The sequence below is a fragment of the Spirulina subsalsa FACHB-351 genome (genome assembly GCF_026130165.1).
In the GTDB taxonomy this organism is placed as follows: domain Bacteria; phylum Cyanobacteriota; class Cyanobacteriia; order Cyanobacteriales; family Spirulinaceae; genus Spirulina_A; species Spirulina_A subsalsa_A.
In genome coordinates this window covers 1-13,692 of record NZ_JAIHOM010000125.1, presented here as the reverse complement: position 1 = coordinate 13,692, position 13,692 = coordinate 1, and the positions used below count along the sequence as shown (strand labels likewise).

At 46.8% G+C, this 13,692-nt stretch carries 13 protein-coding genes and 1 pseudogene; 10 read left to right on the top strand and 4 right to left on the bottom strand.

The features are described from left to right. Positions 1-232, bottom strand: a pseudogene (locus tag K4A83_RS18870) (RNA-guided endonuclease InsQ/TnpB family protein); the annotation flags it as partial. Between the two features lie 409 nt (positions 233-641). Here K4A83_RS18870 and K4A83_RS18865 point away from each other — a divergent pair. The 6 genes from K4A83_RS18865 (at position 642) to K4A83_RS18840 (ending at position 5,319) form a co-directional block, all read left to right on the top strand. Further along, entirely contained in the window at positions 642-1,301 is a 660-nt protein-coding gene (locus K4A83_RS18865; RefSeq protein WP_407810142.1) for an SDR family oxidoreductase, read from the top strand. 32 nt (positions 1,302-1,333) lie between these two features. After that, entirely contained in the window at positions 1,334-2,011 is a 678-nt protein-coding gene (locus K4A83_RS18860; protein ID WP_407810137.1) for a glycoside hydrolase family 24 protein, read from the top strand. 67 nt (positions 2,012-2,078) lie between these two features. Next, the gene (locus tag K4A83_RS18855) at positions 2,079-2,633 is read left to right on the top strand and encodes a thioredoxin family protein (RefSeq protein ID WP_265266222.1); all 555 of its coding nucleotides are present in this window, start codon (positions 2,079-2,081) and stop codon (positions 2,631-2,633) included. A 91-nt stretch (positions 2,634-2,724) separates the two neighbouring features. Further along, positions 2,725-3,447: a UMP kinase gene (gene pyrH, locus K4A83_RS18850; protein WP_017306786.1), complete on the top strand. Its 723-nt coding sequence runs from the start codon at positions 2,725-2,727 to the stop codon at positions 3,445-3,447. 13 nt (positions 3,448-3,460) lie between these two features. After that, the gene (frr, locus tag K4A83_RS18845; RefSeq protein ID WP_407810141.1) at positions 3,461-3,982 is read left to right on the top strand and encodes a ribosome recycling factor; all 522 of its coding nucleotides are present in this window, start codon (positions 3,461-3,463) and stop codon (positions 3,980-3,982) included. A gap of 212 nt (positions 3,983-4,194) precedes the next feature. Then, the gene (locus K4A83_RS18840) at positions 4,195-5,319 is read left to right on the top strand and encodes a geranylgeranyl reductase family protein (protein WP_265266220.1); all 1,125 of its coding nucleotides are present in this window, start codon (positions 4,195-4,197) and stop codon (positions 5,317-5,319) included. Positions 5,320-5,340: 21 nt separating this feature from the next. Here K4A83_RS18840 and blaOXA read toward each other — a convergent pair whose 3' ends face one another. The 3 genes from blaOXA to K4A83_RS18825 all read right to left on the bottom strand — a co-directional run bounded on the left by blaOXA (position 5,341) and on the right by K4A83_RS18825 (position 7,267). After that, a complete protein-coding gene (blaOXA, locus tag K4A83_RS18835; protein WP_407810139.1) occupies positions 5,341-6,132 on the bottom strand; it encodes a class D beta-lactamase in 792 nt (263 codons plus the stop codon). A 159-nt stretch (positions 6,133-6,291) separates the two neighbouring features. Next, positions 6,292-6,717 carry a TolB family protein gene (locus tag K4A83_RS18830; protein ID WP_265266218.1) on the bottom strand — a complete coding sequence of 142 codons (426 nt, stop codon included), beginning with the start codon at positions 6,715-6,717 and terminating at the stop codon, positions 6,292-6,294. 49 nt (positions 6,718-6,766) lie between these two features. Next, positions 6,767-7,267, bottom strand: a complete 501-nt coding sequence (locus K4A83_RS18825) for a TolB family protein (protein ID WP_407810138.1) — start codon at positions 7,265-7,267, stop codon at positions 6,767-6,769. 726 nt (positions 7,268-7,993) lie between these two features. Here K4A83_RS18825 and K4A83_RS18820 point away from each other — a divergent pair. The 4 genes from K4A83_RS18820 to K4A83_RS18805 form a co-directional block, all read left to right on the top strand. Further along, a complete protein-coding gene (locus tag K4A83_RS18820) occupies positions 7,994-8,752 on the top strand; it encodes a MinD/ParA family ATP-binding protein (RefSeq protein ID WP_265266216.1) in 759 nt (252 codons plus the stop codon). Between the two features lie 5 nt (positions 8,753-8,757). Further along, the gene (glsA, locus tag K4A83_RS18815) at positions 8,758-9,789 is read left to right on the top strand and encodes a glutaminase A (protein ID WP_265266215.1); all 1,032 of its coding nucleotides are present in this window, start codon (positions 8,758-8,760) and stop codon (positions 9,787-9,789) included. 67 nt (positions 9,790-9,856) lie between these two features. Further along, the gene (locus K4A83_RS18810; RefSeq protein WP_265266214.1) at positions 9,857-12,022 is read left to right on the top strand and encodes a PAS domain S-box protein; all 2,166 of its coding nucleotides are present in this window, start codon (positions 9,857-9,859) and stop codon (positions 12,020-12,022) included. A gap of 379 nt (positions 12,023-12,401) precedes the next feature. After that, a partial coding sequence (locus K4A83_RS18805; protein WP_265266212.1) for an Hpt domain-containing protein occupies positions 12,402-13,692 on the top strand: 1,291 nt, incomplete at its 3' end.

Sequence of the window (13,692 nt, the reverse complement as noted above, 5' to 3'; positions counted from 1 at the left end):
TCGCCGCTACCCTGGCACAAACTCTAACCGCTAGGTTTGCTGTCAGATTAAATTCTTCCCGAATCGTTTTATAGACTTCCGCCTGGATCCGATTCTTGTTTTTAATCTTGGGATTAACAACCTCGTTGGCATAGTTGCAGGCAGACCCGAAAGCCACCAGGGTTTTATCAAGCTTTTGAGCTTGCTCTGGTGTTGGGTTGAGCTTACAAACTATGGTTAGGACTTGGTTCATGAGACGATTATAGCTCACCAAGGTGAAAGCCGTCGTGAACGACGGGGCTTCAGACCCATTCTTTTGGTGATTTTAGCTCAACCCATGAAGCTCACCCCACCTCTTGGGCGAGGTGGGGGTGTCAGTGCTAACCCGAGACTATATTAGGGCTGGCTGAATAACTCGGAGAGTCGGGAGTCGGGGAGAGGGGGAGCAGGGGAGCAGGGGAGAGGGGGAACAATTACCTATTACCTATCACCTATTACCTATTCCCTATTCTCTAGCCCCACGAGTAGAGTTATATGACTAACGGCACGCTTCGCGTACAGCAAGCCTATTACCTACACCGCCAAAGCAGTATAGGCGCAACATTGAGACGGATCTTGGTAAATTGTTAACAGAATCAAAAATTGCTAAGTAATATATGACGATAAAAGCTTTTGTGGCCGGAGCAACCGGACGAACGGGAAAACAGATTGTAGAAGTTTTAACGGAAAAAGAAATTCCCGTGGTGGCCTTGGTGCGGAGTTTAGAGAAAGGGAAACAGTTGCTCCCTAGTTCGGTGGAATTGGTGGTGGGGGATGTGTTGCGGCCTGAAACTTGGGAAAAGGCGATCGCCTCCTGTAATGTTCTCCTCTGTGCCACGGGAGCCACCCCCTCCCTAGACTTTACCCAACCCTATCGGGTGGACTACGAAGGCACAAAAAACCTGATCACCGTTGCCGAACGCCAAAAACTAGATCACTTTGTGCTGGTATCTTCCCTCTGTGTCTCCCAATTTTTTCACCCCCTAAACCTATTCTGGTTAGTGTTGTACTGGAAAAAATTGGCCGAGGAAGCCTTACAACAAAGTCAGATCCCTTATACTATAGTGCGACCGGGAGGACTGTTGGATTATGACACCTCCGAAAGTCTAATCATGGAAACCGCCGACACCCTGTTTGAGGGGCGGATTCCCCGGCGAAAAGTCGCTGAGGTAGCCGTAGAAGCTCTTTTTTCAGAAAAAGCGCGTCAGAAGATTGTAGAAATCATTACTCAAGCTGACGCACCAGCCCAAAATTGGGAGCAATTGTTTAGCCGTGTTGTTTGAGGAATTGAGTTTTCATGAATTCAGTCCATCCTATGCCCAAATATATAACCAACCCTTTAATCCTGGTGGGAAACTTTCTGGGACTTGCCGGATTATTGTTTGCTGTGTTTATTCTCCAACCTGAACCTACACCCCATTCTGTTGCTCCGAGTAACAGACGGGGAACTCAACCTCTTGTGATGGAAGGGGGAGATCCCTATATTCGGGCATTAATGCGCACGATTACAGCCAGTGAAGCCAATGTCACTCATCCCTATACCGTATTGTATGGGGGAGAGCATATTCAAGACCTGAGCCGTCATCCTGAGCGCTGTGTTCCGATTGTGGTCGGTCCCAATGTGGGCAACTGTACCACAGCCGCAGGGCGTTACCAGTTTATTAATATCACTTGGTACGAAAAAGCAGAACGATATCATCCCGAACCGTCGGGCTTTTTAGTTTGGAAAAACTACAGTTTTGAACCCCAATATCAAGATGCAGTGGTTTACCAGTGGTTAAGTGATCCTCATGCTTGGGGAGGGACAGATATTGCTAAACTGCTACGAGAGGGCAAAATTGAGCAGGTTTTGCGCCTTTTATCAGGGACTTGGACGAGTTTAGGCTATGGCATTGAAACGAATTCCATGAGTCGTCATTTACCCGCCATCTACGAGGATATGCTACAAGATGAGTTAAATCAGAAGCGTGAGTCAGGGGAAACGGTGGGTTAATCCCTATCATGGGGAGAATTCGCGGGTCTTTAACGTGGATATAAAATGCTATTGAGGTGAATCCAGCATGGTCACAGAAACACCAATGGGAATGATTGGTCAATATGCCCCAGATTTTGAACTGCCGGGCATTGATGGGGAAGTGTATCACCTGACTCGTTATCGCGAGCAGTTGAAAGGGGTGGGGGTGGTGTTTATGTGTAATCATTGCCCCTTTGTGCGCTTGTATCTCGAACGGTTAAAACAAATTCAGGCGGAGTTTGGGCAGCAAGGATTTACCTTGATGGGGATTAATGCCAATGATGCCGCCCAAGTGCCAGAAGATAGCTTTGAACACATGAAACAGTTTGCCGCCCAACAGGGGCTAAATTTTCCCTATTTACGAGATCCTAGTCAGGATGTGGCCCTGGCCTTCGGGGCGACGAAAACTCCGGAGGTGTTTCTGGTGGATGCGGCGGGCAGAATTCGTTATCAAGGGGCGATTGATAACTATGCAGAATCTGCCGAAAAGGTGACGGAGGCTTATTTACGAGAGAATATTCAACATTTGTTGCGGGGAGAGGCGATCGCGCCGGAATTCACCGAAGCGATGGGCTGCTCCCTGAAATGGCGAGAAGTCTAAGAGGTGAACTCCCCCCGGAAGATACCGAACAGGGGACAAAAACCTGCTATCGTAATTGAGGCAAGTATATATAGCGAGTTGCAGAGAACCGATGACTTATCGGCGGGTTTTACTTAAATTGAGTGGTGAAGCCTTAATGGGGGATCTGGGGTACGGGATCGATCCAAAGGTGGTTGCAGATATCGCTCAAGAAATCTCAGAAGTGGTCAAAATTGGCGTACAAGTCGCCATTGTAGTGGGAGGTGGGAACATCTTCCGAGGGGTGAAAGCCGCATCCGCCGGGATGGATCGGGCAACAGCCGATTATGTAGGCATGATTGCAACGGTGATGAATGCTATCACGTTACAGGATGCCCTAGAACAGATTGGTATTGCGACTCGGGTACAAACGGCGATCGCGATGCAGGAAGTGGCAGAACCCTATATCCGACGGCGTGCCATTCGCCATCTCGAATATGGGCGAGTAGTGATTTTTGGCGCGGGATCCGGGAATCCCTTTTTTACCACTGATACCACGGCAGCCTTACGAGCCGCCGAAATTGACGCGGAGGTAATTTTTAAAGCCACCAAGGTGGATGGAGTCTATGATTCGGATCCCCATGTCAATCCCGAAGCCAAACGCTATACCAGCCTCACCTATAGTCATGTTCTCAGTAATGATTTAAGGGTAATGGATGGCACGGCGATCGCCCTCTGTAAAGAAAACAATATCCCCATTGTGGTTTTCAATCTATCGGTTCCCGGCAATATTGTTCGGTCCGTCAAAGGTGAAAACATTGGGACTATAGTAGGAGGTTTCTGTGAAATTAACTGAAGTCGAAAATTTAATGGTTAAAACGATTGAGGCTACTCAACGAGCGTTTAATACCATTCGCACGGGACGGGCTAATGCGAGTTTACTCGACCGGATTACGGTGGAGTATTACGGGGCAGAAACTCCCCTGAAAGCCCTCGCGAATATTAGCACCCCAGAAGCCACAACTATCTTGATTCAGCCCTACGATAAGGGCAGCATGGCCGCGATTGAAAAGGCGATTAATATGTCAGATTTGGGCTTAACTCCCAACAATGATGGCCAGGTGATTCGCTTAAATATTCCTCCCCTGACCAGTGAGCGCCGTCAGGAATTAGTGAAACAAGCGGGTAAATTGGCCGAAGAGGGCAAGGTGGCTATCCGGAATATTCGCCGGGATGGGATCGACTCGGTGCGCAAACAAGAAAAAAGCCATGATTTATCGGAAGATGAATCTCGGGACTTACAGGAGGAGATTCAAAAGCTAACGGATAAGTACACCGCTAAGGTGGATGATTTGTTAAAGGTCAAAGAGAAGGATATTATGACGATTTAGCTAGAATCGACCCAATTGTTACCCCTGAATGCGGGAGCAGGAAAGCCCCGTCTAGGCAAGAGCGGGGATGGGCAAAAGTTAATCCTGTTTGCCTTTTGTTGGATATGAACCCTAACCAAAGGGCAAAGGACTTAACTTGTTGGTCATGGGGTAAATCTGTCCCCCTTCAGACGGCTAAATCAATGTAACTAGACCCTGAACAAAGGATAAACATGGTTGACTGTATTATTGTTGGTGGAGGTCCGGCCGGGGGCGCGGCGGCTTATCATTTGGCGAAACGGGGTCACTCCGTCTTGTTGTTAGAAAAGGCAACCTTACCCCGGTTTAAGCCATGTGGGGGCGGGGTGTCTCCAGCCGTTGCCCAGTGGTTTGATTTTGATTTTGCTCCGGTGATTACGGCTCAGGTGACTCAGGTTCGCTACACTTGGCAGTTTGATGATCCGGTGTCTTCTCAGTTGAAAACGGAACCGATGTGGATGGTCAAACGAGATGCCTTTGACCATTTTTTGCTCCAACAGGCGGAAACGGAAGGGGCGAAAATTCAAGATGGAACAACAGTCACAGGGCTGAGTTTTGATGGTTCTCGTTGGCAAGTGACGACGAATCAGGGGACAGTGGAAGGAACTTATTTGATTGGCGCTGATGGGGTAAAAGGGGTTTGTGCCAAGCTGTTGGGCTTCCCGGAAGCGAAGACGGTGGCGGCGGCAATGGTGGAAGTGGGGTGTCCTCCGGCAGATTCGGCGATCGCTCAGTTTGATTTCGGTTCGATTAAAAATGGCTTCATCTGGTCATTCCCCAAGGCGGAAAGTTATGTGGTCAGTGCCTGTGCGATCGCCGGAAAAAATAAACCCCAAGACCTCCAATTTGCCATCACCGAATATATTCAAGAGTTGGGCTTGCAGGATGGCCCCCACCAAGCCCATGATTATCCTCTAATGATCTGGTCTGAATCTAAAACCCTCCACAGCCAAAACGCCCTCCTGGCCGGAGAAGCCGCTGGATTAGTCGATCCCCTGATTGCCGAAGGTATCCGCCCCGCCCTCTACAGTGGTATGAAAGCGGCCGAAGCCATTTCCGCCGCCCTCACCGGAGAGAGTAACGCCCTGGCTAACTATAGCCAAGTTATTCAAGAAGAATGGGGGAATAATATGGCTTTAGCTCAAAAATTATCGGGGTTATTCTATAAGTTCCCCAAAATTGCCTATAAGGTAGCACTGAAACGTCCCACGGCGGCTCTGTTAATGAGTCGCATTTTAGCAGGTCATTTGACCTACTCTGACGTGACGGATCGGGTGATACAGGTCTTGAAGAAGAATTTATTACCGGGGATGGGATAGTTAGCTCAAGGGACTGAATCCCTAGAACGCGGCTAAATCCTTGAGACAGCGACGAGTTAATTCAAGACGTGCAACTGCATCTTTTTCTTGTTTCATCTCAATATTAGTGGCGAAAAAGTAAACATTATCTGAGGTTTCCAGATATCCCACATACCAGCCAATATTGACAACATTAGGATTCCCAAACCCGAACCAACCTGTTTTTCCAGAAAGGGTATAGGTTGGCGTTTTTTCCATAATCATAATGTCTTTCACCAGATTAACTGAGCGAGGGGCAAAAGGCAATTGATTGTTATAAAAACGACGTAAAAAGTCAACTTGTTGTTGAGGAGTGACTTGTAACTGTCCTTCTAACCAAAATTGGTCAATATCATCTGGACGACCTATATTTTGATTGCCATATTCAATTTGATTAATCCAGTTTTGCATCCGTTCATAACCCACCCGTCGAGCTAAAACTTGATAGAACCAAACCCCTGATATTTTAAAGGCTTCTCGCAGGTTTAGATCCCGATTCCATTGGGGCAGTGTTCGTTCAATCCCATCCCAGGTTAATAGGGCTAAATCATCGGCAATGACCCCTGTTTCTAAGGCAATTAAGGAATTGAGAATTTTAAAGGTGGATGCGGTGGGGAAAGGAGTAGCATTGCGTTGGGGATTATGTTGAAAATAGCGATTATTTTTGGAGTCATAAATCAAAATTGACCCTTCAACGTTAAGGTCTTGAAAATGTCGCTCAAAGTTGATAGATTGAGATGTTTGGCTGAGATAATTTGGCGTTTGTGCTTCAAGCTGAACAGGGATTTCTCCCATTAGCCCCGGGTGAGATGGAGTAGAAAGGAGAAAAAGAGTGGTGATTAAAAAGGAATTCATCATGGATTAAAATTGAGTTTATTTAGGCTGAATTAGAGAAAAAAAATAGGAGAGAAACGGTTAATTTTTGAACTGAAGTCTTGAGAATTAAAGATTGATTCAAGGTGCGCCGTTATTTTCTACAATGGCAATATTCCACTGTCCGAGTTCACTGGTTTGGAAGGCAATTTGACGACCATCTCCGGTAATAGTGGGATGACGGACGCTGCCTCTGGAGTTGGCTGTGAGCAGTTGCGATCGCCCCGTTTGCCGATCATACACAAAAACATCACTCCTCCCCCGTTCCGTGGAAATATAAGCCAAAAAACGCCCATCCTGACTTAACGCGGGTTGGTCTTGGGACGAGTCCCGACGGTTTAAATTAGGTAGGGTAACAAGAGTCCGATTTTGTAGATCATACAGAAAAATATCCCGGTGGCCATTACGTTCCGACGCAAAAGCCAGAAAACGCCCATCGCCACTATAACTGGGGTACTCTTCCGGCGCTTGACTATTCAATCCCCCGGTGGGAATTTGAGGACTCACCCACAAACTCCTCCCACACCCCCCCAGCAAGAGCAGGAACAAGCTCAATTTAACGCAGAGGCTGACCTGAAGCGTCATAAACTAAAATATCCCATTGTCCATCTTTATTGGCCTCAAAAGCGATAATTGACCCATCTCCGTTAATCGTAGGGTGTCGCACTTGGGCCTGTAATCCTTCCGTTAGATTGCGATTGAGTCCCGTTTCTCGGTCGTATAAATAAATATCGGACCGTCCCAAACGACTGGACGCATAGACAATATAGCGCCCATCTTCGGAAATCGCCGGGTCAGAAGCCGTTGCATCTAAGGCATTGAGTCCCGGAAGTTCCACCAGTTGCCGTCTACTAGCATCAAATAAATACACATCTTGGGAACGGTTGCGGTCTGAGGTAAAAACAATATATTCCGAGGCAATGTGGGGGGTGAGTTCAGAATTGGGACTATTGAGGCCTCGTCCCCCCGTATCGTAGGGGAAATTTAGCACTTTGGGATAACTGGCACAGCTAGTTAGCAGGGTGAGGAGGGGGAGGAATTTTAACCAAGGGTGCAACTGTTTAATCGGGAATCGGGAAAATGAAGTTGTGTCCAAAATTAACTACTCCATAAACATAAAATAGTATTTTCCAATTGATGGTTGAAAAGTGCCGCGTAATTGCCGAATGGAAGGTTGACGACAGGATGAATCGCAACTTAACAGTTACTAGCCTTAAAAATACGGCAGTATTCAGTAGCACAAAAATCCAGTATCCCTTAATATTGTACAAGCCTTGGGATGCCGGGCTTTTGCCTGTGGGTGCTGAGTAAGACCTTGCAAGGTTAGAAACCTAGAGGCATCAGTAGTTAGGGCTTGCTGAATAACTCAGGGAGTCGCGAATCGGGAGAGGGGGAGCAGAGGAGCAGGGGAGCAGGGGAGCAGGGGAGAAATTCCCTATTACCTATTCCCTATTCCCTATTCCCTATTCCCTTGTTGAGTCTAGCGTTGGGCTTTTTCAGCAGATCCTAGTTAAAGCAGGAAGCGTACACTATAAGCTTGCATCCTTAGTGCTGGATACTTCTCCCGTAAAGGTTCAGCATAGTCGGAAATCCCCTCTGAGTCCCCTTTAATCGGAGACGCTAGACTAATGCCAAGCGGTAAAATCAGGACAATTTTCTTTGATTGAGGAAAAATTGCAAAAATTTCCTTATATTGAGGGGGTTTAGAGAGATTATCTAAGAATGGCTGAATCCTTACGGTTCTCTCTTGAATTGTAGACCTACTGAGACTTAATTAAAAACCATGCCAAAAGTCATTTCTATTCACTCCTACCGGGGGGGAACAGGTAAATCTAACTTTACGGCCAATCTTTCCACTACTGTAGCCGCGAAGGGCTACCGGGTGGGTGTTGTGGACACGGATGTTCCTTCTCCGGGGATTCATAACTTGTTCTGTCTTGAACCGGAACAAATGGATAAAACCCTCAATAATTATTTATGGGGGGAAAGTGGTATTGAAGATGCGGCCTATGATGTGAGTGCGAATGTGGGCTTAACAGGGAATGGGAAACTGTATCTGGTGCCGTCTAGTGTGAAAGCGGATGATATCGCTCGCATTTTGAAAAATGGTTATGATGTCAAGTTGATGAATGATGGGTTTCGCCGTTTGGTGAAAACCCTAGAGTTAGATTATTTGTTCATTGATACTCATCCCGGGTTATCAAAGGAAACCTTTCTTTCCATTGCCATTTCTCATATTTTGATTTTGATTTTACGCCCGGATAAACAAGATTATCAAGGAACGGCGGTGACGGTGGATGTGGCGCGTCAGTTAAATGTGCGCAAGATGCTTTTAGCTGTTAATAAGGCCCATAGTAAGCTGAATTTAGAGGCTTTAAAACAAAAGGTTGAGGAAACTTACTCTGAAACGGTGGCGGGTGTATTTCCCCTGTCTGAAGATATCGTTCAACTGGCGAGTGAGGGGGTATTTTGTGTTAAGTATCCTGAACATCCAGTGAGCCAAGAATTCGCTAAGGTGGCGCAACAGCTTATAGAGGGGTAAAGAGGATGTCAGATTTAGGAGATTTGCAATCCTTAGCTAGTTCTATCAGTGCGGTAACGTCTCCCTTTCGGGGCTATCTCAATGATTTGTATGAAAAATATAAATCCTTGAATGATGGGAAAGTGGCTGATTATATTCCTGAATTGGCATTAGCTAAAGCGGACTGGTTTGGGGTCTGTGTGGTTAGCAGGGATGGACAGGTTTTTGAGGTGGGGAATTGTGATCAATTGTTCACGATTCAATCTATTTCTAAGCCTTTTGTTTTTGGGTTAGCGTTAGAAGATTGTGGGCGAGATTATGTGAATAGCAAGGTGAGTGTTGAGCCAACGGGGGAAGCGTTTAATGCGATTGTTTTGGATGAGGTGACGAACCGTCCTTATAACCCGATGGTCAATGCTGGGGCGATCGCAACGGCGGACCTGATTAAGGGCAATGGTAGCACAGAACGGCTAAAACGGCTGTTGGAAATGTTCAGACGCTATACAGGCCGGGAACATGATATCAATGTCCCTGTTTTTTTGTCGGAAAAAGCGACGGGAAATCGGAATCGAGCGATGGCCTATTTAATGCTCAATTTTGGCATGATTAGCGACAAAATTGAGGAGACTTTAGACCTCTATTTTCAACAATGTTCGATTTTGGTCAATGCGCGGGATTTAGCGATGATTGCCGCTACCCTAGCTAATGGGGGAGTGAATCCCGTGACGAGGGAACGCGCTCTCGATGAACGCTATGTGCAGGATGTGATTAGTGTGATGCTCACCTGTGGAATGTATGACGCATCGGGGGAGTGGGCCTATCGAGTGGGAATGCCTGCTAAAAGCGGTGTCGGTGGGGGGATTGTCTCCCTTGTGCCAGGAAAATTGGGGATTGGTACTTTTTCCCCTCCTTTGGATGTTAAGGGGAATAGTGTACGAGGAATTAAGGTCTGTGAGGATCTCTCTCGGGATTTTGGTCTGCATTTGTTTAATGCAGCTAAAAGCGATCGCAATTTAGAGGAATGGATTGCTGGAGGAGAGGGTATCAACGACTGGTAACATTCCTCAAATGCCATTGAAATATTGAGAAACAATTCTCTTGTTGCCATTTAGCGAGAACCGAACAATGATCCATCAAAACAACACCCCAGTGCGTCGATTTCGCCTGCGGACAACCCTTCTAATCCCGTTTCTATTGCAAATTATTGCAGCCGTTGGCCTAGTGGGATGGATCGCTTATCGGAGTGGTGAACAAGCTGTTAATGATGTTGCAGATCAATTACGGACAGAGTTAACGAACCGTATTACTGAGAAATTATCTTCTTATACGGAGATTCCTCACACGATTAATCGTCTGAATGCCAATGCTTTTGCTCATGGGGATATTTCTGTCAGTAATCCCCAAGGAGAGCATCAATTATGGCAACAAATGCAACTGTATCCGAGTTTGAGTTACGTCTATTGTGGAGATGAACAAGGCAGTTTTTTCGGGGTCGGTCGTTTGTCCCAAGAAGATCGGTCTAAGCTGACGTTTGTCTATAGCAACGCCGACACGGAGTTTATGCGCCAAGATTTCGCCTTTAATCGTCGCGGCAATCGCGCTGAACAAGTGGGGAGTTTAGATCGGCGCTATGATCCTCGTTCACGGCCTTGGTATAAGGCGGCCCAGGCGGAGGGAAAGGTGATGTGGAGTCCCATTTATCTCTCCTTTTCTACCCTTTTACCCACTGTTACCGCCAGCGCTCCGGTCTATGGTGTAGCTGAGAGTGAATTCATGGGGGTGTGTGGGACTGACTTTTTTCTCCCCCAAGAGTTGAACAATTTCCTGCAAGGTTTAGAAATTGGCAAAACAGGCACGGCTTTTATTGTTGAGCGTTCCGGGAAAGTGGTGGCAACTTCCACGACGGAACCGACAATTACAGGAGAGGGGGAAGAGAGCGATCGCATTCTGGCCACCGAGAGCGAAAATAAAACCATTCGCGGCACGGCTGAATACTTGCAAGCGCATTTTACTGACCTGAGCAATATTGAAAGCATCCAGTCCCTAGAGTTTGATCTCAGGGGGGAACGGCAATATGTGCAGATTGTCCCCTTTCAGGATGAAAACCTAGACTGGCTAGTTGTTTTGACTATTCCCGAGTCAGACTTTATGGCGCAAATTACCGCCAGTCGTCAGCAAACCTTAGGTTTAAGTATCTTGGCCTTGGGAATGGCTATCCTGTTGGGGGTTTTCACCTCGCGCTGGGTCAGTCGTCCCATTTTGCGCGTTTCCCAGGCCTCGGATAAATTAGCTCAAGGGAAACTGAATCAACAGGTTAAACCCAGTTCTATCATTGAAATTGACCGCTTGGCGAGTTCTTTTAACACCATGGCACGGCAACTCAAAGAATCCTTTGATGCACTGCGCCAAAGTGAGGCCACTAATCGGGCGATTGTCAACACGATTCCGGATTTAATGATTCGCGCCAAAGGGGATGGGACCTATGTGGAGATTGTAGGATGCGATCGCCTACGGGGAGTCCACGGAGTCAAGCAATTCAGCACCGGAAGCACCGTCCATGAATCCCTTCCCCAAGATTTAGCCGACAAGCGAATGCACTATATTCAGCAGGCTTTAGCAACTGGGGAATTGCAAGTTTATGAGCATCGCATCACCGTTAATGGCGAAACACAGGAAGAAGAGGTGCGGATTTTAGTCCTCTCAGAAGACGAGGTTTTAATTATGGTGCGGGATATTACTGACCGCAAACGCGCCGAAGAAGCCCTACGCATTGCCGAGGAAAACTACCGTAGCATTTTTGAAAACGCCTTAGAGGGGATTTTTCAGTCCTCCCCCGAAGGTCGTTTTATCAATGCTAATCCAGCCCTAGCTAAAATTTACGGCTACGAATCTCCCGAGGAAATGATTACCAGTATTACCAACATCAGCGAACAGCTTTATGTTGACCCAGAAAAACGCCAAGAGTTTCGCGCTTTATTGCAAAAGCAGGACTCGATTAAAGATTTTGAATATCGGTGTTATTGCAAAAATGGGAGTATTATCTGGACTCAAATTGATGCTCGGGTTGTGAAGGATCAAGATGGCAAGGTATTGTATTACGAAGGAATGGTTCAAGATATTACTGACCGCAAGCGACAGGAGGAGGAATTACGGCGGCAACTGCAAGAGTTACAAATTGAAATTGACCACAAAAAACGAGAACGAGAGGTGGCAATGTTAACCGAAAGTAGCTATTTTCAGGAGGTGCAGAAACAGATTGCTGAAGTGAACTTAGATGAGTTTTGGAGTTAAAACTCAGAACTGAATTTTAGCTGAATCAGGGAAGAAAGGGGGAAACTTTTCCCTTTTCTTCCCTGCAATTTGTTTAGATAGCGTGTCCAAATTATTGATGAACTCTCAGAGAAGTTTCGCCTAATACTTCAAGCTTATTGTAACCCTTGTATACTGTTCCCTGTTCCCTTATGGATTACAAAACTCAAATGGAAACGCTATAGTATTTCCCAGTCTGATGAGATACACTTTTTCTAGATGATTTGTTCCCTGTTCCCCATTTCCCTTTTGCGCTCCCATTTGTTGATGGTAACAATCTGTAAAGGCTGATCGGATCTGTGGTGACTGAATCAGTTAAGCTCAGGGAGAGGAGACGATGAGAATCAATTCATAAATAATTATGAAAGAATGGGATTTGGGCAAAATAGCGGGTCAAGTTGTAGGCGGTATCTGGTCATCCGTCCGGGATTGGGATTATTTTACCCGAGATAGTCTCGGGCAACAAGTGCGGGCTTCTGCCGACAGTTTATGGAATATTCACCCAGCAGAGGATGGGGGGAAACCTCCTGAATCAGAATTGACCGAAATCACGATTGAGGCTGTAACAGAAGACGAAACAGGTGATTTTTCCCCGGCTGTCCCCTCTCCTCAAGCGACTCCCGAAAAGATTCAACCCAATTTAAATTCACCTGATTTAAATTCTCCCCTTTCTTCCCCTCCTTCTAGCCCTCCTCCTTCTAGAAATCAAAGTCCGGTTCTTCGTAATCCAGAAAGCTATCAGTATTTTATCACAGAAGCTCAAGATTTGCTCGTAGAAATCGAGGGACAATTATTTAACTTAAATCCAGAAAAAGATACGGCTCAAATTTATAGCTTAATGCGGGCAACCCACACGCTTAAAGGTGCTTCTGCCAATGTGGGTCAAGATACGATTAAAACCATTGCTCATAACTTAGAAGATGTTTTTCGAGCAATGTTATCCCCGGAAGCGGTGATCGATCCCGAGTTAGAATCCATGTTATTTGAGGGCTACGAATGTTTGCGTTTAGCCCTCTCCGCTGAGTTAGCCCATGAGTATGGTCAGACTGATGATTTATTGAATCGGGCGGCGGATTTATTTGCTCGTTTTCAAGAAAAATTGGGGGACTGTTTTGAAAATCCTGCCCCCCTTCCTAGCTCTTCTGAAATGGGGTTTGATCTGACTCGTTCTATTTTTGAAATGGGGGTAGAACAGCGCCTGAGTGAGTTAAAAGAAATGCTGGAGAATCCCGAAAGTTCCGAACATTTGTTAGTGTTTCTAGAAGAAAGTGCCGAGGTTTTTTTAGGACTAGGAGAATCTTTGGGATTATCGGGATTTTGTGCGATCGCCCAATCCACCCTAAACGCCCTCAGCTACCATCCTGACGCGGTGTTAGACATTGCTCCCATCGTGTATCAGGACTTCTACCAAGCACAACAAGCGGTTTTCGCAGGCGATCGCACCCACGGCGGCACCCCCAGCCCTCAACTGCTACAATGGGCAGGAGAATCCCCCAGCGACCCAGCCCCCCTCCCCGAAGACTTTGGCGAGTTAGAATACCTCGAAGACTCCCAAGACTTCGCCCCCAGCGATGCCATTCTCCTCGATACCGCCCCCCCCACAGAACCCCCAGAAAGCCCCCCAGCAGCCCCCCCACCGCCCCCAAGCTGCG

Excerpts from the sequence above, each read along its gene's own strand:
- K4A83_RS18860 (WP_407810137.1), top strand. The coding sequence starts at position 1,334 with ATGCCCAAATATATAACCAACCCTTTAATCCTGGTGGGAAACTTTCTG.
- K4A83_RS18855 (WP_265266222.1), top strand. The coding sequence starts at position 2,079 with ATGGTCACAGAAACACCAATGGGAATGATTGGTCAATATGCCCCAGAT.
- pyrH (WP_017306786.1), top strand. The coding sequence starts at position 2,725 with ATGACTTATCGGCGGGTTTTACTTAAATTGAGTGGTGAAGCCTTAATG.
- frr (WP_407810141.1), top strand. The coding sequence starts at position 3,461 with ATGGTTAAAACGATTGAGGCTACTCAACGAGCGTTTAATACCATTCGC.
- K4A83_RS18840 (WP_265266220.1), top strand. The coding sequence starts at position 4,195 with ATGGTTGACTGTATTATTGTTGGTGGAGGTCCGGCCGGGGGCGCGGCG.
- blaOXA (WP_407810139.1), bottom strand. The coding sequence starts at position 6,132 with ATGGGAGAAATCCCTGTTCAGCTTGAAGCACAAACGCCAAATTATCTC.
- K4A83_RS18820 (WP_265266216.1), top strand. The coding sequence starts at position 7,994 with ATGCCAAAAGTCATTTCTATTCACTCCTACCGGGGGGGAACAGGTAAA.
- glsA (WP_265266215.1), top strand. The coding sequence starts at position 8,758 with ATGTCAGATTTAGGAGATTTGCAATCCTTAGCTAGTTCTATCAGTGCG.
- K4A83_RS18810 (WP_265266214.1), top strand. The coding sequence starts at position 9,857 with ATGATCCATCAAAACAACACCCCAGTGCGTCGATTTCGCCTGCGGACA.